Source organism: Micromonospora sp. NPDC051300 (genome assembly GCF_044455315.1).
Classification (GTDB): Bacteria; Actinomycetota; Actinomycetes; order Mycobacteriales; family Micromonosporaceae; genus Micromonospora; species Micromonospora robiginosa.
The window spans coordinates 35367-52395 of sequence record NZ_JBITEP010000030.1 but is presented as its reverse complement, the minus strand read 5'-3'; the positions used below and the strand labels follow the sequence as shown (position 1 = coordinate 52395).

The window sequence follows — 17029 nt, the reverse complement described above, 5'->3', positions numbered from 1 at the left end:
CGCCCCGCAAAACCCCGCGTCGAGAGCCCGCACCGAGCGTTGAACCGACGGGAGGGATCCACCGATGACGCTGATTCTGCTGGACGTCGACGACGCGGCGCTGGCCGAGGCGACCCGCGTCTTCGGCACCACGACGACGGACGACACGGTCAATGCCGCACTCCGCGAGGGTGCCGCGAGACTGCGCAGCGCCCGGGAGTTGGCCGAGCGCGCCGGACACGTGCCGGCCGATGAGAACGGCGGAAGCGGCGAGCGAGCCTGAGCCGCTGGCGCGTCGGGCGCCGTCGCGGGCATGCTGAGGCCCATGGGGGTACGCGTCGAGCACGCCGGTGCCGTGACCACGGTGATCCTGGACCGGCCGGAGGCCCGCAACGCGGTGGACGGTCCGACCGCGCGCGCGCTGGCCGACGCGTTCCGCGCGTTCGACGCCGACCCGGACGCGGCGGTCGCGGTGCTCTGGGGCGCGGGCGGCACGTTCTGCTCCGGTGCCGACCTGAAGGCGATCGGCACCCCGCGCGGCAACCGGGTCGAGGCCGAGGGCGACGGTCCGATGGGCCCCACCCGGATGGCGCTGTCCAAGCCGGTGATCGCCGCGATCTCCGGGTACGCGGTGGCCGGCGGCCTGGAGCTGGCGCTCTGGTGCGACCTGCGGGTCGCCGAGTCGGACGCGACGCTCGGGGTGTTCTGCCGGCGGTGGGGGGTGCCGCTGATCGACGGCGGGACGGTCCGGCTGCCCCGGCTGATCGGGGAGAGCCGGGCGATGGACCTGATCCTCACCGGGCGGGCGGTGCCCGCCGACGAGGCGTACCGGATGGGGTTGGTGAATCGGCTGGTCGCGCCGGGTGCGGGCCGGGCGGAGGCCGAGCGGCTGGCGGCCGAGATCGCCCGGCACCCGCAGACCTGCCTGCGTAACGACCGCGCGGCCGTGCTGGCCGGTGCCGGCCGGCCCGAGCCGGAGGCGCTCGCCGTGGAGCTGGCCTACGGCATGGAGTCGCTGGCCGTGGACGGGGTGCGCGGCGCCGGCCGGTTCGCCGCCGGCGCCGGCCGGCACGGCGCGCCGGCCGGCTGAGGCGTCACTTCAGGTTGCGCAGCGCGTCCTCGACGGCCCGGTGGAACGTCGGGTACGCGTAGATCATGTGCCGGAGCTGGCTGATCGGCACCGCGGCGTGCACGGCCACCACCAGCGCGGACAGCACCTCGCCACCGGCCGGGCCGGCCGAGGTGGCGCCCACCAGCACGCCCTGGTCGGCGTCGGCGATCAGCTTGATGAAGCCGGCGTTGCCGGTCTTGTGGATCCAGCCGCGGGTCGACGAGGTCAGGTCGGTGTGGCCGACCTGGACGTTGATGCCCCGGTCGCGGGCCTGCTGCTCGGTCAGGCCGACCGCGCCTACCTCGGGGTCGGTGAACGTGACCCGGGGCAGCGCCCGGTAGTCGGCGACCGGGACGCTGCCCGGCGCGACGGTCGAGCCGCCCGCGCTCATCGCGCCGCCGACCGCGCTGACCACCCCGGCCGCGCCGCCGACCACGCTCGCGGTGCCGCTGGCGTCCGGGCCGCCCTTGGTGCGCCGCATGTGGTCGAGCACGTCGGCCACCACGATCCCGGCCTGGTACATGGCGATGTGGGTGAACGCGCCCTCGCCGGTGAGGTCACCGACCGCCCAGATGCCGTCGGTGACGTGCATCCGGTCGTTCACCGCCAGGTAGCGCTGGCCGGCGTCCACCCCGACCGTGTCCAGGCCCAGCTCCTCCAGGTGCGCCCGGCGGCCGGTCACCACCAGCAGCTTCTCGCCGGTGAACGCGGCGCCGTCGGCGTGCACGGTGAACGCGGCGCCGTCGTGGCTGACCCGGCCGACCTTGACCCCGGTGCGGATCTCCACCCCGTCGGCGCGCAGCGCCTCGGCGGCGAGCGCGGACGCCTCCGGCTCCTCGACGGCGAGCACCCGGTCGGCCGCCTCGACCACGGTGACCCGGACGCCGAAACGGGCGAAGACCTGGGCCAGTTCCAGCCCGATCGCGCCGCCGCCGAGCACCAGCAGCGTCGCGGGCAGCTCCTCGACCTCGATGGCCTGGTGGTTGGTCCAGTAGGGCGTGTCGGCGAGCCCGTCGATGGGCGGGATCGAGGGGCGGGTGCCGGTGCCGAGGACCACCCCGAAGCGGGCCTCGAAGACCTGGTCGCCGACGCGGACCCGGTTCGGGCCGTCGAGCCGGCCGCTGCCGCGCACGAACCGGCCGCCCTTGCCGGTGAAGCGGTCCACCGCGACCTTGTCGTCCCAGGTGTCGGTGGCCTCCTCGCGGATGCGCTTCGCCACCGGCGCCCAGTCGGGCCGCACCTCGGCGGAGCCGGCCAGCTCGTTCACCCGGTGCGCCTCGGCCAGCGCGTTCGCCGCCCGGATCATCATCTTGCTCGGCACGCATCCCCAGTAGGGGCACTCGCCGCCGACCAGGTCCCGTTCGATGCCGACCACCTGGAGGCCGGCCTCGGCGAGCCGCTCGGCCACCTCCTCGCCGCCGACGCCCAGCCCGACCACGACCACGTCCACTACTTCCGGCTCCGCCATCCCGCAAGCATTCCGCACCGCCGGAGGCCGGGCCACCGGACCCGGCCGGAATTCCTCCGCCGGTAATGAGTGCGACGGCCTACCGTGACCGGATGCACGCGCGCTTCGCCCCGGTCCGGGACGCCTTCCACGACTTGTTCGCCGCCGGCCGGGAGACCGGCGCGGCGCTGTCCGTCCGGCTCGACGGCATGCCGGTGGTGGAACTGGTGGGCGGCACCATGGCGGCGGTCCCGCCGGGCGCGGTCGTGCCGGCCGTCGGGGCGGACCGGCCGTGGCGACCGGACACGCTCGTCGACGTCTACTCGGTGGGCAAGCCGGTGGTGGCGCTCTGCCTGCTGCTGCTCGTCGACCGGGGACGGGTCGACCTGGACGCGCCGGTGGCCGCGTACTGGCCGGGGTTCCGGGCGCCGGCCACCGTGCGGCAGGTGCTCGCCCACACCGCCGGGCTGCCCGCCTTCCCGGTGCCCCGGCCCGCCGAGGCGATCACCGACTGGGCGCTGCTCTGCGCCGACCTGGCCGCGGCCGAGCCGGAGTGGCCGCCGGGCACCGTCGCGGGCGAGCACGCCTGGACGTACGGGCACCTGGTGGGCGAGCTGGTCCGGCGGGTGGACGGGCGCTCGGTGGGGCGTTTCCTGGCCGAGGAGATCGCCGGTCCGTGGCGCCTGGACCTGGCGTTCGGGCTCGGGCCGGCGGACCGGCGGCGGTGCGCCGACCTGTCGTACGCCGATCCGGCCTGGCCGGACCGCACGCGGGGCGAGCCCGGCTCGTTGCGGGCGCGGGCGCTGGACAACCCGCCGGGCGGGCGGGACGTGGCGGTGGTGAACGGCGATCCGTGGCGGGCCGCCGAGATCCCGGCGGTGAACCTGCACGCCACCGCGTCGGCGCTGGCCCGGCTCTATGCGGGTCTGCTCGCCGGCGGGACCCTGGACGGCGTGCGTCTGTTCAGCCCGGAGTTGGTCACCGAGGCGACCCGGGTGCAGTACGCCGGTCCGGATCTGGTGCTGGACCGGACGGCGCACTGGACGCTGGGCATGCAGTGGGAGCCGGACGGCAGTTGGGGCATGGGCGGGATCGGCGGCAGCAGCGCCTGGGCCGACCCGGGGCGCGGTTACACCTTCGCGTACGTGACGGCCCGGCTGGCCGGACACGACCGGGTGGACGAGCTGGTCGAGGCGCTGCACGCCTGCCTCTGACCGGGTGCGGTCAACGCATCCAGACCGGGTCGCTGCCGGGCACGTCCAGCGGCGGCGGGTAGTCGAGCGTGCGACGCGTCTCGTCGGGCAGCCGCCACGGCTGGTGCACCGCCTTGCCCGCCACCGACTCCAGCTCGGGCACCCACCGCCGCACGTACGCGCCGTCCGGGTCGTAGCGTTCGGCCTGGCGCACCGGGTTGAAGCCGCGGTAGGGCCGGCTGTCGTTGCCGGTGCCGGCCACCCACTGCCAGTTGCCCGAGTTGTTGACCCGGTCGCCGTCCAGCAGCCGGCGGAAGAACACCTCCAGTCCGGGCCGCCAGTCCAGCCCGAGGTGCTTGGTCAGGTAGCCGGCGGTGATCAGCCGGGCCCGGTTGTGCATCCAGCCCTCGGCCCGCAGTTGACGCATGCCGGCGTCCACGATCGGCATGCCGGTGCGTCCCTCGGTCCATGCCTCGAGAGCGTGCGGGTCGTCGCGCCAGTCCTCCCGGGCGCCCCGCCGGTAGGCAGTCGTGCTCAGGTCGGGGAAACCGGCGACGACCTGGTGGTAGAAGTCGCGCCAGCAGAGCTGCCGGACGAACGGCCCGTCGCGGTCGCCGGCCCGGTTCGCCACCGCCAGCGGGGAGAGGCAACCCCACCGGAGGTACGGGCTGAGCCGCGAGGTGTCGTCGCCGGCCATGTCGTCGTGGATGTCGTCGTACCGGTCGAGCATGGGCAGCCAGGCCTTGAGCCGACGCTGGGCGGCCTTCTCCCCGCCCTCGGCGGCGTCCGGGCTGTCGCCCTTCGGCGGTTCCGGCAGCCGGCCCGGGTCGACGCCGTCGGGCAGCCGGATCCGCTTCGGCGCGGCCAGCTCGTCCCGGAGCTGCACGCCCTGCCAGGCACGGAAGTAGGGGCTGAACACCCGGTAGTGGTCGCCGCCGGTCGGCCGCAGCGCGCCCGGCTCGACGATGGTCAGCCCGGGGAAGAGCCGCAGGGCCATCCGGTGCCGCTCGCACTCGGCGCGCAGGCGGCGTTCCCGGCGGTGGGCGTGGCGGCTGACGTCGGCGGAGAGCCCGACGCCCTCGGCGCCCACTTTGCGGGCCAGCTTCACCGTCTCGGCCACCGGGTCGCCGCGCCGGACGACCAGGTCGCCGCCGCGCCTGCGGAGCGCCTCGCGCAGGTCGGCCAGGCTCTGGTGCAGGAACCGGGTGCGGTTCGGGGAGAGTTTCTGCAGCGTCGGGTCGAGCACGTAGAGCGGCAGCACCCGGTCGAACGCGGAGGCGGCCGCGGCCAGTGCCGGGTGGTCGTGCACCCGCAGGTCGCGGGTGAACAGCACGACCGCCGTACGCTCGGTCATCCGGCCAGGGCCGGGGTGAGCGCCGGACCGGGCACCTGGACCGGCGTGCCGGTCGGGGTGAGCAGCGCCCGCGCGGCCACCGACATCCGTCGCCGCTGCGGCACCAGGGCCCGCCGGACGAAGACGTCGAAGCCCTGCCCGGCCACCTCGTCGAGGATCCCGCCGTAGAGCGCGTACGCGGTCCGCATGCACGCCTGCGAGGCGGGGTTGAGCAGCGGGATGCCGGGGGCGGCGGCGAGGTAGTGCGCCTGGGCGCGGGTCACCTCGTACTCGATCAGCTCGCGGATGGCCGGCGTGGTGCGCCCGGCGGCCTGGGCGGCGAGCAGGTCGTCGCGGCTGACGCCGAACTTGGCCAGGTCCTCGTCGGGCAGGTAGGTGCGGCCCCGGTCGAGGTCCTCGGCGACGTCCCGGATGAAGTTGGTGAGCTGGAACGCGAACCCGAGCTGGCGGGCCGGCTCGCGGGCGGCGGCCGGATCGGTGCTGCCCAGGATCGGCAGCATCATGGTGCCGATGACGGCGGCCGAGCCCTCCATGTAGTCGAGGAGGTCGTCGTACGTCGGGTACGACATGACCGTGAGGTCCATCGCCATGCTGCGCAGGAACGACGCGAAGTCGTCGCGGTCGAGGTCGAACACGGCGATGGTGTGCAGCACGGCGGGCAGCAGCGGGTCGTCGACCGACGCACCGTGCAGGCCGGCGACGAACCGGTCGGACCACCCGCGCAGCCGGGCGGCGCGCTCGGCGGGCGGCAGGTCCTCGGTGCGGTCGACGATCTCGTCCGCGTACCTGGTGAATCCGTAGAGGGCGTGCACGTGTCGCCGTTTCCAGGCGGGAAGCAGCCGGGTGGCGAGATAGTAGGTACGGCCGTGACGCCGGTGCAGCTCGCGGCAACGGTCATAGGCAGCGGTGAGATCCGTGTCCACCGGCCCTCCTCGGGTTTTCGACGCAGCAATCGACGCAACTCGTAACCCTAGGGTACGCTCCCTCACATGGCCAACGACGCAGTTGCGGGTAATGCGCTCCGCGTCGCGCCGGCACAGCCGGGAGCGACGGACGATCCGGTCAACGGCGTGCTGGCCGCGTTCACGAAAGACCTGATCACCGGCGTCGACGACACGCTGGCCGCGTTCCTGGCCGCCGAGGTCGACTCACTCACCGAGATCGACGCAGCCATGGGTGGTTTCGCCGCGACGGCCCGTGACTCGGTGCTGGCCGGCGGCAAGCGGATGCGCTCCACGTTCGCCTACTGGGGCTGGCGGGGCGTGGTCGGCGGCGACGGGCCGCTGCCCTCGGTGCTGCCCGCCCTCGCCGCGCTGGAACTGCTGCACACGTTCGCGCTGGTGCACGACGACGTCATGGACGCCTCCGACACCCGGCGCGGGCGGCCCACCGCGCACCGCGCCGCCGCCGCGCGCCACCGGGCGGCCGGGCACGTCGGCGATCCCGACCGCTTCGGCGAGGCGGTCGCCGTGCTCATCGGCGACCTCTGCATGGTCTGGGCCGACCGGCTGATGGCGCACACCGCCCTGCCCGCCGACCGGCTGCTCGACGTGCGCCGCTGCTACGACCAGATGCGGGTGGAGACGGTCGCCGGGCAGTTCCTGGACGTGCTCGGCGAGAACGACGCGGCCAACTGGTCGGTCGACCGGGCACTGCGGGTGGCCCGCTACAAGACCGCCAGCTACACCGTCCAGCGACCGCTGCTCTTCGGCGCCTGCCTGGGCGGCGTCGACCCGGACGGCCCGCTGATCGCCGCGTACACCCGCTACGGCCTGGCCGTCGGCGAGGCGTTCCAGCTCCGCGACGACCTGCTCGGCGTCTACGGCGACCCGGTGACCACCGGCAAGCCGGCCGGGGACGACCTGCGCACCGGCAAGCCGACCGCGCTGCTGATGCTGGCCCGGCAGCTCGCCGATCCGGCCCAGCGCCGCGCGCTGGAGCGGGCCGGCTCGGTCACCGACGCGGGCGAGCTGGCCCGGCTGGCCGACCTGGTGCGGGAGACCGGCGCCGCCGGTCAGGTGGAACGGATGATCTCCGAACGGGTGACCGAGGCGCTGGGCGCGCTCGACACCGCACCGATCGACGAGACGGCGCGCACCGCGCTGACCGGCCTCGCCACCGCCGCCACCGCGCGGCGGGCCTGATGAGCAACCTCGTGAACAAGGGAGCCGGAATGCGTACCGTCAACGGACGGACCGACCGGGTGGTCGTGGTCGGCGCGGGGCTGGGTGGGCTGGCCTGCGCGCTGCACCTGGCGGGCAGCGGCCGGCAGGTGACCGTGCTGGAACGCGAGGCGGTGCCGGGTGGGCGGGCCGGCCGACTGAGCGTCGACGGGTACGAGTTCGACACCGGCCCGACCGTGCTCACCATGCCCGACCTGATCGCCGAGGCGCTGGGCGCGGTGGGCGAGGAGCTGACCGACTGGCTCGACCTGACCCCGATCGACCCCGCCTACCGGGCCTACTACCCGGACGGGTCGACGCTCGACGTCATCACCGACACCACCCGGATGGCCGCCGAGATCGCCCGGGTCTGCGGGCCCCGCGAGGCGGACGGCTACCTGCGCTTCGTCGACTACGCCCGCAACCTGTGGGAGTGGGAGCGGGCCGACTTCATCGAGCGCAACCTGGACGCGCCGACCGACCTGCTCACCGGCAACCTGCTGAAGCTGTTCGCCAACGGCGCCTTCCGGCGACTCCAGACGAAGATCAACCAGTTCTTCCGCGACCCGCGTACCCAGCGGATCTTCTCCTTCCAGGCGATGTACGCGGGCCTGTCGCCGCACGACGCGCTGGCCATCTACACCGTCATCGCGTACCTCGACTCGGTGGCCGGGGTGAGCTTCCCGCGCGGCGGCATCCACGCGGTCTCCCGCGGCATGGCCGGCGCGGCGGAGAAGCACGGCGTGCAGATCCGCTACGGCACCACGGTGACCCGGGTGGAGACCGCGCACGGACGGGCCACCGGCGTGATCACCGCCGACGGCGAGTTCGTCCCCGCCGACGTGGTGGTGCTCAACCCCGACCTGCCGGTCGCCTACCAGGAGCTGCTGCCGGAGAGCCGGCAGCGGAAGCTCACCTACTCGCCGTCCTGTGTGGTGCTGCACGTCGGTTCGACGCAGGGCTATGGCAAGATCGCCCACCACAACATCCACTTCGGACGGGCCTGGAAGGGCACGTTCGACGAGGTGATCCGGCGAGGCGAGCTGATGACCGACCCGTCGCTGCTGGTGACGAACCCGAGCCGCACCGACCCGTCGGTGGCGCCGGCCGGTAAGCACACCTACTACGTGCTGGCACCGGTGCCCAACCTCGACCGGGCGCCGTTCGACTGGGCCGGCGACCTCACCGAGCGCTACTCCGACCAGCTCGTCCGCACGCTGGAGGAGCGTGGCTACCTCGGTTTCGGTGACGGCATCGAGGTGCTGCGCGCGATCACCCCGGCCGACTGGGCGGCGCAGGGCATGGCCGCCGGCACCCCGTTCGCGGCCGCGCACAGCCTCTTCCAGACCGGCCCGTTCCGCCCGTCGAACCTGCACCGGACGCTGGGCAACGTGGTCTTCGTCGGCTCCGGCACCCAGCCCGGCGTGGGCGTGCCGATGGTGCTGATCAGCGGCAAGCTGGCCGCCTCCCGGATCACCGGGCGTCCCTCATGACGGCGCGGGAGGACCATCTGGTCGAGCTGGTGGACGACGACGGCCGGGCGGTGGGCGAGACCACCGTGGCCACCGCGCACCAGCCGCCCGGGCGGCTGCACCGGGCCTTCTCGGTGCTCCTGGTCGACCCCGACGGACGGGTCCTGCTCCAACGGCGAGCCGCGGTGAAGACCCGGTTCCCGCTGCGCTGGGCCAACTCCTGCTGCGGGCACCCGCTGCCCGGCCAGTCGCTGGCCGAGGCCGCGAACCGCCGGCTCGCCGAGGAACTCGGCGTGGGCCCGGTCGAGCTCACCGAGACGGGGGTCTACCTCTACTACGCCGAGGACCCGGCCACCGGGCGGGTCGAGTTCGAGTACGACCACGTGCTGCGCGCCGACGTCCCGGCCGACCTGCCCACCCGGCCCGACCCGGACGAGGTGGCCGAGCTGCGCTGGGTCGACCCGACCACGGTCTCGGCCGACCTCGACGCCGACCCCCGCGCGTACGCCCCCTGGCTGGGTGGCGTGGTGAACCGGTTGCTGCATCCCGCCGACCCGCCCCGATCGGGCGCTCCGGTCGGGCCGTCCCGGGCCGGCTCGCCGGCCGCCGAGGCACCGGAGCGGTCGGGTGGCCGATGAGGCGCTGAGCGCGGGGGCCGTCGCGCGCCGACTGGGCGTGGCGGTCACCACGCTGCGAACCTGGCACCAGCGTTACGGTCTCGGCCCCAGCGAACACGTGCCGGGTCACCACCGGCGCTACACGCCGACCGACCTCGCCCGCCTGGAGATCATGCGGCGGCTCACCGCGGAGGGGATCGCGCCCGCCGAGGCGGCCCGCTGGGCCCGGCAGGCCCCGGCCGTGCTGACCCCGGAGCGGCTCGGCCTGAAGGCCGGCGTCTCCGCGGGCCGGGACGGCGGTGGCACCACCATCCCGGTCGGCCGGGCCGGCCCGGTCGCCCGTGGCCTGGCCCGGGCCGCCATGCGGCTCGACTCGGTGGCGATCGGGCGCACCGTCGCCGACGCGCTGGCCGCCGACGGGGTGGTGGCGACCTGGGAGGGGCTGCTCCGGCCGGTGCTCGCCGGCATCGGGGAGCGGCACGCCGCCACCGCCGGGCTGATCGAGGTGGAGCACCTCATGTCGCGGTGCGTGTCCGAGGCGTTCGCCTCGGTGGCCCGGGCGCACCCCAGCGCCGGGCCGCCCCGGATCCTGCTCTCCTGCGCCGACGAGGAGCAGCACTCGCTGCCGCTGGAGGCGCTGGCCGCCGCGCTGGCCGAGGCCGGGGTGAGCTACCGCATGCTCGGCGCGCGGGTGCCGGTGGCCGCCCTCGTCGAGGCGGTCAACCGGACCGGGCCGGCGGCCGTGGTGCTCTGGTCGCACACCCGCGCCACCGCCGACCCGCAGCAGCTCGCGGCGCTGCTGGCCGTTCCGCGCCGGCCGCTGCTGGCCCTGGCCGCCGGGCCCGGCTGGCGGGCCGACTCGTTGCCGGCCGGGGTGGTCCGACCGGTCGACCTGGCCGAGGCGCTGTCGCTCGCCGTGGCGGTACGGGACTCACTGGATCAGTCGGCCGCGGGCTGAGGCCCCTCTCCCGCTCGGGGGGTGCCGTCCACTACGGTCGGAAAGTCCGTCTGACCCGACCCCCTCCGGGAGCGACAGATGCGTCCACGCACCGTGCTGGTGTTCGCCCTCGGGCTGGTGCTCCTCATCAGCGGCTGCGGCGGCCCGGGCAAGACGCCCGAGAAGGCCGCCGCACAGCCGTCGGTCTCGGCCGCGCCGAAGCCGTCCCCCAGCCCGAAGCCGAAGCCGACCCGCACCACCCCACCGCCGAAGCCCAAGCTGCGCCCGCTGCCCAAGACGCTTCCGGCCGGCCTGCACCGGCGCAGCGGGAGCCCGGGGGTGGCGCTCACCTTCGACGACGGGCCGGATCCGCGCTACACGCCGCAGATCCTGGCCCAGCTCCGGGCCGCGCACGTCACCGCGACGTTCTGCCTGGTCGGCAGGCAGGCCAAGCGCCATCCGGAGCTGGTCGCCCAGATCGTCCGGGAAGGCCACCAACTCTGCAACCACAGTTGGCGGCACGACGTGGACCTCGGCCGGCGCCCGCTCGCCGACATCCGGGCCGACCTGGAACGGACGAACCGGGCCATCCACGCCGCCGCGCCGAACGCGCCGATCACCTGGTTCCGCCAGCCCGGCGGCCGGTGGACCGCCGAGGAACTCACCGTCGCCCGGCAACTGGGCCTGCGCCCGCTGCACTGGAGCGTGGACCCGCAGGACTGGGACCACCCGCCCGCCAAGAAGATCATCAAGCGGGTGGAGGCGGCCAGCCACCACGGGTCGGTCATCCTGATGCACGACGCAGGCGGCGACCGGACCCAGACGATGGCCGCGTGCCGCCGCCTGATCCCGGACCTGAAGCGGCGGTACGGCATCGTCCGGCTGCGCTGACCTGCGGTTTCACTCCGCGATGTGCTTGCTGCCATACCGGTTTGGTCGTCCGAGGAGGCATGACATATGCTTCTCATGCCTCCGGCGGGGCCGGATGGGAGCAAGTCCGCTTGAAGTTGCGAGTGTGCAATGATGGCGGGGCCGCCCTCATCGTCTAGCGGCCCAGGACGTCGCCCTTTCAAGGCGGTAGCACGGGTTCGAATCCCGTTGGGGGCACGATCCGGCTCACGCCGGTTGCAACACCAGCCAGGTCCTGTGGAGCAGTTGGAGTGCTCGCCGCCCTGTCAAGGCGGAGGTCGCGGGTTCAAGTCCCGTCAGGACCGCAAGCGCTGACGCCGCGCACACACCATGCGCGGCGTTCTGCGTATCGGCCCGTGCGGTAGCATGTGCCGAGCACCACGGCCAGGTAGCTCAGTTGGTACGAGCGTCCGACTGAAAATCGGAAGGTCGGCGGTTCGACCCCGCCCCTGGCCACATAGCCTTTCGCCGGGCTACAGAGATCCCCACCAGCCAACCGCCGGTGGGGATCTTGCTGTATCCGGTCAGGAGCAGCAGGCGCCTTCCGCCGCCTTCTCCCGCTGCGGCGAGTCGGCCTTCACCGTGTAGACCTCCCACGGCTCGTCGCCCGGCCCGCGCACCCAGACCTTGTCCTGGAGCGCGTAGCAGCACTCGGTGTCGTTCTCCTCCAGCGTGATCAGGCCGGCGTCGGTGAGGCGCCCGGTGGCGGCGGTGACCTCGTCGGTGCTCGCCACCTCGACTCCGAGGTGGTCCATCACCGTGGGCCGGCCGGCCTCACCTTCCAGGAGTACAAGCTTCAGCGGCGGGTTCTCCACCGCGAAGTTGGCGTAGCCGGGGCGGCGCTTGGCCGGCTCGACGCCGAACAGTTTGGCGTAGAAGGCCACGGAGCCTTCGAGGTCGGACACGCGGAGGGCGAGTTGAACGCGGGACATGCCGTCTCCCTGTCTAGATGCTTTTCGAAGCAGGACCCACGTTGCACCCTGTTTCGAGATCTGTCAACCTAGAGCGATGTCGAAACAAACGCTGCCGGTGGTGGACCTTCGGGCGGTCGCCTGCTGCCCGCCGATCGCCGCCCGCCCGCTCGACGCGGACCAGGCCGTCGCGGTGGCGCCGATGTTCAAGGCCCTCGGCGACCCGGTCCGGCTGCGGATCATGTCGATGATCGCCTCGGTGCCGGAGATCTGCGTGTGCGACCTCACCCCGGCGTTCGACCTGTCCGGCCCGACCGTCTCCCACCACCTCAGGGTGCTGCGCGAGGCCGGCCTGGTCGACTCGGAGCGGCGCGGCACCTGGGTCTGGTACCGCGCCCGACCCGAGGCGCTCCGCCGGCTCGGCGACCTGCTGACGGTCGGCGACTCGTGACCCTCGCCCTGCCCAGGAGGGCCACCGCCGAGTTCTCCGGCACCGCGCTGCTCGTCGCCGCCGTGGTCGGCTCCGGCATCGCCGCCACCACGCTCTCCCCGACCGACGTCGGCCTCCAACTCCTGGAGAACGCGATCGCCACCGCGCTCGCGCTTGGCACCCTGATCCTGATCTTCGGCCCGGTCTCCGGCGCCCACTTCAACCCGGTCGTCTCCGCCGTCGACTGGTGGCTCGGCCGCCGCGCCGGCACCGGGCTCGGCGCGCGGGACCTGGCCGCGTACGTCGTCGCCCAGGTCTCCGGCGCGATCGCCGGCGCGGTCCTCGCCCACCTGATGTTCGACCTGCCGGCCGTGAGCTGGTCGCGCACCGGGCGCGACGGCGGCCACCTGTGGTCGGCCGAGGTGGTCGCCACCGCCGGCCTGGTCGTCCTGGTCTTCGCGCTCGCCCGCTCCGGCCGCACCTCCGCCGCGCCGGCCGCCGTCGGCGCCTGGATCGGGGCCGCCTACTGGTTCACCTCGTCGACGTCGTTCGCCAACCCCGCCGTCACCGTCGGCCGGGCGTTCACCGACACGTTCGCCGGCATCGCCCCGACCTCGGTGCCCGGCTTCGTCGCCGCCCAACTCGTCGGCGGCCTGCTCGCCGTCGCCGTCCTCGCCGCCTGGTACCCGCACGCCGCCGACACGGCCGACGACGTGGTGGTGCCGCACCTCACCCGGGAGACCACACCTCGATGAGCAAGCCCAGCGTCCTGTTCGTCTGCGTCCACAACGCCGGCCGCTCCCAGATGGCCGCCGCGTGGCTCCGTCATCTCGCCGGCGACCGCGTCGAGGTCCGCTCGGCCGGCAGCGAACCCGCCGAGAAGATCAACCCGGTCGCGGTGGCGGCCATGCGCGAGGTCGGCATCGACCTCACCGACCAGGTGCCCGCGCGGCTCACCTGGGACACGGCCGAGGCCAGCGACGTCATCATCACCATGGGCTGCGGCGACGCCTGCCCGGTCTTCCCCGGAAAACGGTACGAGGACTGGAAGCTCACCGACCCCGCCGGCCAGCCCATAGACGTGGTCCGAACCGTCCGAGACGAGATCCACCAACGCGTAGCAACCCTCCTCACCACCCTCCCCGCCTAACCCCCTCCACGCGTCGATCATGAAGTTAGCCGCCTAGTGGATCTCCGAAAGTGCCGCCAACTTCATGATCGACGCAGGGGTGGACCCACGTGGGTCAGATCTTGGAAGGAAACGGCCCTCGTGAGGGCCGTTTCCTTCCAAGATCTCGTGGGCGGGGCGGGTGAACGGAGGGGGTGGTCACCGGCCTGGGCGCTGTTGACGGTGCTGGCTCATGCCGTTCTGGATCGCCTCCCAGACGCTCCGGCCGGCCTGCCGCAGGGTCTGTCCGGCCTGCCCGGCCAACTGGGCCGCCCCGGAGGACTCGGCTGAGCCGCCGCCGGACCCGGACCCGGCCCGCTCACCCGACCCGGCTTCGCGGCCAGGCCCCGTTTCGCCGCCAGCCCCGGTCTCACCGCCAGCCCGGGCACCGCCACCAGACTCGGCACCGCCGCCAGACTCGCCACCGCCGCCAGACCCGGCACCGCCGCCAGACCCGGCACCGCCGCCGGACCTGGACGCGTTGTCCGGTCCGCCGTCCCCGCCCGAGGTGGAAGCACCGCTCGAACCCGGAATCCGGCCCGACCCGGCGTCGCCGCCTTCACCGGCCGAGTCCGAACCACCACCACCCGGCCCGACATCGCGACCCGACCCGGCACCGTCGGCGGCCCCGCCAGCGCCGCCCGACGCCGAACCCCCGCCGCCCGAGCCGGGCCCGCCGGTCGACGCCGATCCACCACTGCCCGGACCGGGATCACTGCCCGCACCGGACCTGCCGCCCCTACCCGGGCCGCCGCCCGACACCGACCTACCGCCGCCGGAACCGGCGTCGGCGACCGAACCCGGTCGGGGACGCCGGCCGGCCTCGGTCGACGATTCCGCCCCGACCGGCTCCGCCTGGGACGGCTCGCGTGCCCCCGCCCGGGTGGGTGGGAGGTGCTCGGCCCGGCCGGCCACTGCCGATCCGGTCCGGCCGACCGCCTCACCGACCTCGACCGCCTGCCGTCCGGTGCGGTCCACCACCGGCTCGGCCACCGATCCGGCGACCCGACCGGCCGCCCGGTGCACGTCGTCGACAGTGACCCCGACCGAGCGGGCCAGCGCGTCGATCTGTTCGGGGTTGCGGTCGATGGTGGTCAGCGCCCGGTCGAGGATCTGGACCAGCTTCTCCAGGCGTACCTTCAGCAGCGCTTCGACCTGGACGCCGCTGATGTCCAGCTCGACGCCCTCCAGGTGCACCCGCACGCCGGCGTCGAGTTGGAGCAGGTTCGCCAGCCGGGCGCGCAGCGAGAGGTCCGCGTCCAACCCGTCGACCGTCAGCCGGATCTCGTCGACCGACAGTTCCGGCACGTCGAGCAGGACGTCCGGCTCCCGTTCGGCGGCGTCCCGCGCGGTGACCTGGTCGTCGCTGGACTCGCTGTCGCTCATGCTCCCGCTCCCCCGTCGGCCGGTCCGCGTCCGCGGCGGTTACCCGCTTTCCGGTACGGCATCCGCCGGTTTCCGGCACCGGCCGCCGCCGGCCGCCGAGCTGTCGGAAACCGGGATTCCCGCTGTCCGGAAGCGGGCGAAACCGAAGCTGCACAGCGAGACATCAGCCGGTATGGTCCGGGCTTATGGGACAGGAGATGGCCGATCAGGATGAGGTCCGACAGGAATCCGACCGATTCTCCCTCCGCAGCAGCCTCCTCGTCCCCGCGCCCGGCGAGCGGGCGTACGCGGTCTTCACCGGCGCGCTTGCCGACTGGTGGGTCCGTGAATACACCTGGTCCGGCCCGGAGGCGCTGGCCGGGCTCGGCATCGAGCCGCGGGCCGGCGGCATGCTCTACGAGATCGGCCCGTACGGCTTCCGCAACGACTGGGGCCGCGTGCTGACCTGGGATCCGCCCCGGCGTCTGGTCTTCACCTGGCAGATCGGTCCGGATCGGGTGCCGGTGCCGGATCCGGCCCGGGCCAGCGAGGTGGAGGTGCTCTTCCACCCGGAGGGCCCCGGATCGACGCGGGTGGACGTCGAGCACCGATACTTCGACAGGCACGGCACGGCGGCCGAGGGCTACCGCGAGGCGCTCACCGCCGGCTGGCACGAGCTGCTCTGCCGCTACCTGGCGACGGTCGAGCGCACCGCCGACTGACCGAACACCTGAGCAGGACCGGCCGCGCCGGGTCAGCCGGAGATGCCCCGGCTCGCGCCTCCGCCGGTCAGCCCGGTGTCGCCCAGGTCGGCACGACGCCCGGCGGCGGCGCCGAGGCCGAAGCCTCCGCCGGCGAGTCGACGGCGCGGGGCGGTACGCAGTCGCGGGTACACCTCGGCGAGCCGGCGCTGGACGCGGTCGGAGCGGTCGGCCAGCACCAGCGCCACCGACGGCACGCCGGACTCGGCGACCGCGCCGGCCTCGGCCGCGCGCAGCCGCTCGGCGACCACCTGGGCGAAGCCGGCCAGCCAGGTACGCCGGAACGCGGCGGGATGGTGCCCGACCGGTACGGCCGCCCCGGCCAGCCCGTGCGCGGCCTGCACCAGCAGCGAGGTGAACAGCAGCTCGACGCGTTCCAGGTCGCTGGCGAAGCCGAACAGGTGCATCGCGAAGCCGTTGCCCTCCCGGCGGCGTACGCAGCGGCAGCGCAACGGGTCGGCGACGGCGGCGAGCAGTCCGGCCTTGTCCCGGGCGTACGGGGCGATCACCTCGACCACCCGGTCGCCGACCGGGTCGGCGGCCGGCTCGCGGGCGGCGAGCAGCGCCCGGTCGACGCCGTAGCGGGCGATCAGCTCGGTTGCCTTGGCCATGAAGGTGGCCGACTCGGCGGGGGTGCAGGCCGGGTCCTCGGCCTGGGCGAGCAGCTTGCGCACCTTGCTGAGCATCGCCTCGGACATCCGTCAGGGGTATCACAACGCCTCGGGCGCGGGCTCAGCCCTCCCGGCTGCGCAGGGTGGCGATGGTCGAACCGGCGAGGGTGAGCAGGCAGTCGGGCAGCAGCCCGTCGGCGGCCGCCGCGCCGAACAGCGCCTCGCCGGTGTCGGCGTCGTCGTTGGCGTACGCGCTGACGAAGCGGGCCACCCAGCGGGTGTCGTAGTCGGCCTGGTCGATGCCGGGGAAGTCGAGCGCGGCGGCGCCGGCGGGCGCGTCGTCACCGAGCATGGTGGCGGCCAGGCACCAGGCCACGCCGTACGCCCCGGCGAGCCCCGAGCGGTCCACGACCGCGTCGAAGGCGCCGACGACGCCGGCGCCGTCGCCGGCCAGTGCCGACCGGAGCACGGCGGTCGCGTCGTCGAGCGTCTGCTCTGCGTCGTCGGTCACCTGCGGAAGAGTAGCCGCGAGGGTCAAGCGGTGACCGGTAACCGGGCTGACGATCACCCACAGTGATACCCGCAGTCGGCGTCCCGACGGA

The 17029-nt window shown here is 74.1% G+C and carries 19 protein-coding genes and 3 tRNA genes; 15 read left to right on the top strand and 7 right to left on the bottom strand.

Annotated elements, in window-relative coordinates:
• Positions 1–64: 64 nt before the first annotated feature.
• On the top strand, positions 65–262 hold the full coding sequence (locus ACIA5A_RS25840) for a type II toxin-antitoxin system VapB family antitoxin (RefSeq protein ID WP_396767028.1): 198 nt from the start codon (positions 65–67) through the stop codon (positions 260–262).
• Positions 263–304: 42 nt separating this feature from the next.
• Entirely contained in the window at positions 305–1069 is a 765-nt protein-coding gene (locus tag ACIA5A_RS25835) for a crotonase/enoyl-CoA hydratase family protein (protein WP_396767055.1), read from the top strand.
• 4 nt (positions 1070–1073) lie between these two features.
• On the opposite strand, the gene ACIA5A_RS25830 is transcribed toward ACIA5A_RS25835, so the two are convergent.
• Entirely contained in the window at positions 1074–2558 is a 1485-nt protein-coding gene (locus ACIA5A_RS25830) for a dihydrolipoyl dehydrogenase family protein (RefSeq protein WP_396767027.1), read from the bottom strand.
• Positions 2559–2650: 92 nt separating this feature from the next.
• Here ACIA5A_RS25830 and ACIA5A_RS25825 point away from each other — a divergent pair, with 92 nt between their 5' ends.
• Positions 2651–3751: a serine hydrolase domain-containing protein gene (locus ACIA5A_RS25825; protein ID WP_396767026.1), complete on the top strand. Its 1101-nt coding sequence runs from the start codon at positions 2651–2653 to the stop codon at positions 3749–3751.
• Positions 3752–3761: 10 nt separating this feature from the next.
• On the opposite strand, the gene ACIA5A_RS25820 is transcribed toward ACIA5A_RS25825, so the two are convergent.
• Together ACIA5A_RS25820 and ACIA5A_RS25815 are read right to left on the bottom strand one after the other, a co-directional pair.
• On the bottom strand, positions 3762–5084 hold the full coding sequence (locus ACIA5A_RS25820) for a cryptochrome/photolyase family protein (protein WP_396767025.1): 1323 nt from the start codon (positions 5082–5084) through the stop codon (positions 3762–3764).
• Positions 5081–6007 carry a phytoene/squalene synthase family protein gene (locus ACIA5A_RS25815; RefSeq protein ID WP_396767024.1) on the bottom strand — a complete coding sequence of 309 codons (927 nt, stop codon included), beginning with the start codon at positions 6005–6007 and terminating at the stop codon, positions 5081–5083. Before ACIA5A_RS25815 ends, ACIA5A_RS25820 begins: the two co-directional genes overlap by 4 nt.
• A 66-nt stretch (positions 6008–6073) precedes the next feature.
• On the opposite strand from ACIA5A_RS25815, the gene ACIA5A_RS25810 reads away from it, so the two are divergent.
• From ACIA5A_RS25810 to ACIA5A_RS25775, 8 genes are all read left to right on the top strand, one after another.
• A complete protein-coding gene (locus tag ACIA5A_RS25810; RefSeq protein WP_396767023.1) occupies positions 6074–7228 on the top strand; it encodes a polyprenyl synthetase family protein in 1155 nt (384 codons plus the stop codon).
• Between the two features lie 29 nt (positions 7229–7257).
• On the top strand, positions 7258–8739 hold the full coding sequence (crtI, locus tag ACIA5A_RS25805) for a phytoene desaturase family protein (RefSeq protein WP_396767022.1): 1482 nt from the start codon (positions 7258–7260) through the stop codon (positions 8737–8739).
• Positions 8736–9356, top strand: coding sequence for an isopentenyl-diphosphate Delta-isomerase (gene idi, locus ACIA5A_RS25800; protein WP_396767021.1), 621 nt, complete (start codon positions 8736–8738; stop codon positions 9354–9356). Before crtI ends, idi begins: the two co-directional genes overlap by 4 nt.
• Positions 9346–10293, top strand: a complete 948-nt coding sequence (locus ACIA5A_RS25795) for a MerR family transcriptional regulator (protein WP_396767020.1) — start codon at positions 9346–9348, stop codon at positions 10291–10293. The genes idi and ACIA5A_RS25795 overlap by 11 nt, the downstream gene beginning before the upstream one ends.
• A gap of 78 nt (positions 10294–10371) precedes the next feature.
• Entirely contained in the window at positions 10372–11163 is a 792-nt protein-coding gene (locus ACIA5A_RS25790) for a polysaccharide deacetylase family protein (protein ID WP_396767019.1), read from the top strand.
• A gap of 143 nt (positions 11164–11306) precedes the next feature.
• Positions 11307–11379, top strand: a tRNA-Glu gene (locus tag ACIA5A_RS25785).
• A 33-nt stretch (positions 11380–11412) separates the two neighbouring features.
• Positions 11413–11486: transfer RNA gene (locus ACIA5A_RS25780), tRNA-Asp, on the top strand.
• A gap of 77 nt (positions 11487–11563) precedes the next feature.
• A tRNA-Phe gene (locus ACIA5A_RS25775) sits at positions 11564–11637 on the top strand.
• A gap of 68 nt (positions 11638–11705) precedes the next feature.
• Here ACIA5A_RS25775 and ACIA5A_RS25770 read toward each other — a convergent pair.
• Positions 11706–12113 (bottom strand): ArsI/CadI family heavy metal resistance metalloenzyme, encoded by a 408-nt coding sequence (locus tag ACIA5A_RS25770; RefSeq protein ID WP_181571174.1) that lies wholly within the window; start codon positions 12111–12113, stop codon positions 11706–11708.
• A gap of 76 nt (positions 12114–12189) precedes the next feature.
• On the opposite strand from ACIA5A_RS25770, the gene ACIA5A_RS25765 reads away from it, so the two are divergent.
• Genes ACIA5A_RS25765 through ACIA5A_RS25755 form a run of 3 tightly spaced genes read left to right on the top strand, consistent with a single transcriptional unit; the run spans position 12190 to position 13672 of the window.
• Positions 12190–12543 carry an ArsR/SmtB family transcription factor gene (locus ACIA5A_RS25765; protein ID WP_396767018.1) on the top strand — a complete coding sequence of 118 codons (354 nt, stop codon included), beginning with the start codon at positions 12190–12192 and terminating at the stop codon, positions 12541–12543.
• The gene (locus ACIA5A_RS25760; RefSeq protein WP_396767017.1) at positions 12540–13277 is read left to right on the top strand and encodes an aquaporin; all 738 of its coding nucleotides are present in this window, start codon (positions 12540–12542) and stop codon (positions 13275–13277) included. Before ACIA5A_RS25765 ends, ACIA5A_RS25760 begins: the two co-directional genes overlap by 4 nt.
• On the top strand, positions 13274–13672 hold the full coding sequence (locus ACIA5A_RS25755; RefSeq protein WP_396767016.1) for an arsenate reductase ArsC: 399 nt from the start codon (positions 13274–13276) through the stop codon (positions 13670–13672). Before ACIA5A_RS25760 ends, ACIA5A_RS25755 begins: the two co-directional genes overlap by 4 nt.
• Before the next feature lie 177 nt (positions 13673–13849).
• Here the strand turns inward: ACIA5A_RS25755 and ACIA5A_RS25750 are convergent, their stop codons facing one another.
• Positions 13850–15076: a hypothetical protein gene (locus ACIA5A_RS25750; protein WP_396767015.1), complete on the bottom strand. Its 1227-nt coding sequence runs from the start codon at positions 15074–15076 to the stop codon at positions 13850–13852.
• A 185-nt stretch (positions 15077–15261) separates the two neighbouring features.
• On the opposite strand from ACIA5A_RS25750, the gene ACIA5A_RS25745 reads away from it, so the two are divergent.
• Positions 15262–15777, top strand: coding sequence for an SRPBCC family protein (locus ACIA5A_RS25745; RefSeq protein WP_396767014.1), 516 nt, complete (start codon positions 15262–15264; stop codon positions 15775–15777).
• A 32-nt stretch (positions 15778–15809) separates the two neighbouring features.
• Here ACIA5A_RS25745 and ACIA5A_RS25740 read toward each other — a convergent pair whose 3' ends face one another.
• Complete coding sequence (locus tag ACIA5A_RS25740; protein ID WP_396767013.1) at positions 15810–16514, bottom strand: DUF2786 domain-containing protein; 705 nt, start codon at positions 16512–16514, stop codon at positions 15810–15812.
• A gap of 34 nt (positions 16515–16548) precedes the next feature.
• Positions 16549–16938 (bottom strand): hypothetical protein, encoded by a 390-nt coding sequence (locus ACIA5A_RS25735; RefSeq protein WP_091062238.1) that lies wholly within the window; start codon positions 16936–16938, stop codon positions 16549–16551.
• Positions 16939–17029 lie beyond the last annotated feature (91 nt).

Bases quoted from the DNA above. Each gene is read 5' to 3' on its own strand.
- ACIA5A_RS25755 (WP_396767016.1), top strand. From the start codon at position 13,274: ATGAGCAAGCCCAGCGTCCTGTTCGTCTGCGTCCACAACGCCGGCCGC.
- crtI (WP_396767022.1), top strand. From the start codon at position 7,258: ATGCGTACCGTCAACGGACGGACCGACCGGGTGGTCGTGGTCGGCGCG.
- ACIA5A_RS25740 (WP_396767013.1), bottom strand. From the start codon at position 16,514: ATGTCCGAGGCGATGCTCAGCAAGGTGCGCAAGCTGCTCGCCCAGGCC.
- ACIA5A_RS25745 (WP_396767014.1), top strand. From the start codon at position 15,262: ATGGGACAGGAGATGGCCGATCAGGATGAGGTCCGACAGGAATCCGAC.
- idi (WP_396767021.1), top strand. From the start codon at position 8,736: ATGACGGCGCGGGAGGACCATCTGGTCGAGCTGGTGGACGACGACGGC.
- ACIA5A_RS25770 (WP_181571174.1), bottom strand. From the start codon at position 12,113: ATGTCCCGCGTTCAACTCGCCCTCCGCGTGTCCGACCTCGAAGGCTCC.
- ACIA5A_RS25810 (WP_396767023.1), top strand. From the start codon at position 6,074: ATGGCCAACGACGCAGTTGCGGGTAATGCGCTCCGCGTCGCGCCGGCA.
- ACIA5A_RS25835 (WP_396767055.1), top strand. From the start codon at position 305: ATGGGGGTACGCGTCGAGCACGCCGGTGCCGTGACCACGGTGATCCTG.
- ACIA5A_RS25840 (WP_396767028.1), top strand. From the start codon at position 65: ATGACGCTGATTCTGCTGGACGTCGACGACGCGGCGCTGGCCGAGGCG.
- ACIA5A_RS25765 (WP_396767018.1), top strand. From the start codon at position 12,190: ATGTCGAAACAAACGCTGCCGGTGGTGGACCTTCGGGCGGTCGCCTGC.
- ACIA5A_RS25750 (WP_396767015.1), bottom strand. From the start codon at position 15,076: ATGAGCGACAGCGAGTCCAGCGACGACCAGGTCACCGCGCGGGACGCC.
- ACIA5A_RS25790 (WP_396767019.1), top strand. From the start codon at position 10,372: ATGCGTCCACGCACCGTGCTGGTGTTCGCCCTCGGGCTGGTGCTCCTC.
- ACIA5A_RS25825 (WP_396767026.1), top strand. From the start codon at position 2,651: ATGCACGCGCGCTTCGCCCCGGTCCGGGACGCCTTCCACGACTTGTTC.
- ACIA5A_RS25830 (WP_396767027.1), bottom strand. From the start codon at position 2,558: ATGGCGGAGCCGGAAGTAGTGGACGTGGTCGTGGTCGGGCTGGGCGTC.
- ACIA5A_RS25820 (WP_396767025.1), bottom strand. From the start codon at position 5,084: ATGACCGAGCGTACGGCGGTCGTGCTGTTCACCCGCGACCTGCGGGTG.